The organism is Aliivibrio sifiae (assembly GCF_002954705.1).
GTDB lineage: Bacteria > Pseudomonadota > Gammaproteobacteria > Enterobacterales > Vibrionaceae > Aliivibrio > Aliivibrio sifiae_A.
In genome coordinates this window covers 82783-85243 of record NZ_MSCO01000002.1, presented here as the reverse complement: position 1 = coordinate 85243, position 2461 = coordinate 82783, and the positions used below count along the sequence as shown (strand labels likewise).

The 2461-nt window shown below is 30.4% G+C and carries 2 protein-coding genes; both read right to left on the bottom strand.

The features are described 5' to 3' along the window. Positions 1 to 113: 113 nt before the first annotated feature. A complete protein-coding gene (locus BTO22_RS11505; RefSeq protein ID WP_105055653.1) occupies positions 114 to 1988 on the bottom strand; it encodes a methyl-accepting chemotaxis protein in 1875 nt (624 codons plus the stop codon). Between the two features lie 138 nt (positions 1989 to 2126). Further along, a partial coding sequence (locus tag BTO22_RS11500) for a DUF4344 domain-containing metallopeptidase (protein ID WP_219843871.1) occupies positions 2127 to 2461 on the bottom strand: 335 nt, incomplete at its 5' end.

The window sequence follows — 2461 nt, the reverse complement described above, 5'->3', positions numbered from 1 at the left end:
GTATATTAACTCTTAAGCTTATATCCCATTACAGGTTACTATAATGGGACATATTCATTCTCTTTAGAAACAATCAGTTAAGAAGAAGGGAAAAGAAAGGAAGTAAGCAATAATTAAATTTTAAAAAAATCTAATTCAATTTTTTGAGTGATGGCCAATCTAGACAGCTCATCAGAAGATTGTCTAGTTTGATTAATAACAGATACATTTTGAGTCACTAGATCAAAAGTTCGTGTTGTATTCTTTGATATATCTTCAGTCACATGAAATTGCTCTTGTGATGCAGTAGCTACTAATGTATTAATGTCAGAAATTGATTGAACAGATGCAACGATACTATTAAATGATGCTTTTACATTTTCAGTTAAATCTACAGACTCTTGAATTGACTGAACATTTTCCATCATGTTCTTATTAGCTTTTTCAGATTGAGTTTGAAGCTTACTGATTATATCTTGAATATTAGTTGTTGATTCTTGAGTTTTTGCTGCCAAACTTCTAACCTCATCCGCAACTACAGCAAACCCTCTTCCCGCTTCACCAGCTCTTGCTGCTTCTATAGCTGCATTTAATGCCAACAAATTGGTTTGTTCTGAAATACTACTAATAACATTAGTCACTTCACCTATATTTATAGCATCATCTCTCAATGCACTAATCATTTTAGCTGTTTCTTGAACAGAATCATTAATATTAACAGTTAACAAAATAGAGCTCTCTAACATACTATGACCATTTGTAACATCAGCTATAGCTTTTTGAGCCTCTTCTTCCGCATGAGCAGCATTAATTGTTACCTCTTTTGAAGTGCTAGACAGTTCACAAATAGCCGTTGATATTTCTTCAACTTGTCCTAATTCATGTTGAGAATTATGTTCAGCTTCAAGCATCACTTTAGTTAATTCTTCAGATGATTTTTTCACACTATTAGATATGGAATGACTAGCAGTTACTATCTCTGATAATTTTTTATTTAAAATTACGACTGACTTATATATACCACTATCATTTTCTGATGAGTTAAGCTCCTGAGTAAGATCTCCATTTGCTATATTAAATAATATTTCAGATATTTTTTCAGGTTCACCACCAATTGGCTTATAAATGAAATTATTTACCATATAAAATATAGATACTAATGCCGCAAGTAGAATAACAGTAAATATAATTACGGATTCTTTGAACATCAATGTGCTAGGTTCATATACATCACTTTCATATTCATACATAATTACAGTCCAATCGTATCGCGATAAATGCGAAGCACTCGCAACAACATAGTCATCTTTATTCTTATCTAAAAACCTCATATATCCATCATCAAATTTCGCATACGTTGGTTCAATGTTACTAATATTCTTACCAACTTCCAGCGGATCTTTAGCAGCAACAATATATCCATCATCATTAAAAGCAAAAATCTGATTTCTTTCAGTTAAAGTATCAATAAAATCATTAATTACATCTTGTTCTATCTCAACACCGACAACGGCTACAATTTCTTCCTTTTTATAAATAGGCACCACAAAAGTAAACACATCAATATTATTACTATTTCTGTAAACATCTGTAATTACTTCTTTTTCACCTGAAAATCCTCTAATGTACCATTCTCTTTGCGCTTTTTTAGCATTAAAATTAGGCGTAAAACTTCCATTTTGCTCAAAGGTAGAACCATCTTTAAATCCAACAAAAGCACTTTCTGTATCACTTGTTTTAGCTAAATTAAGTAAAAACTTTGCCGTTGTTTTTTTATTTAACGTACCGTCATCATTAAAAGCGATTCCAAAAGAGCTCAATGAAGAAAAATAACTATCTAATTTTTCATCTAATGCTATTGAGATTAAAGTAGCTCTGCTCTCTGTTGAACTTTGAACAGACTCACTATTAAAGTTCTTGAATTCTCTATACCCATTCCACGTCAAAGAAGAGGAAATTAACAGTAATAATATTAATGTAAATAGTAATATTTTATTTTTTAACGGCATTATTTGGACCTAATTCATAGTAATTAATTTTCGATATAACTTGATATCATAATTCTTATTACGTATATACTCATTCGAGTTTATACAGACTTCAATCTACCATAAAGATATATTAAATATAAGTTCCAAGGTTAATTTTTAATCATCATTAACTAGATATTGCTTCCAATTAGTCTCAGTTTTTTTATATCTGAACTTACAATACTCTTTGATATCAAATAGATACTCATCTTCAATTTCATTAAGTAGATTATTATGCTTAATTTCTTGGTTACCATAAACCAAACATAGTATTGAAAAATAACGTTGTAAATCAAAACTATGCTCACCAATAAATTCTCCGAAATCATAGTAGCTAGGTTTATGCTCTGATTCAAAAGAGAACATTTTAGCCGCATTGATCGCTATATCATCCCCACCTTCAATATAACTAAGTAATAAAAAAGTCGCAAAATCATCCACCGCATCCTCCA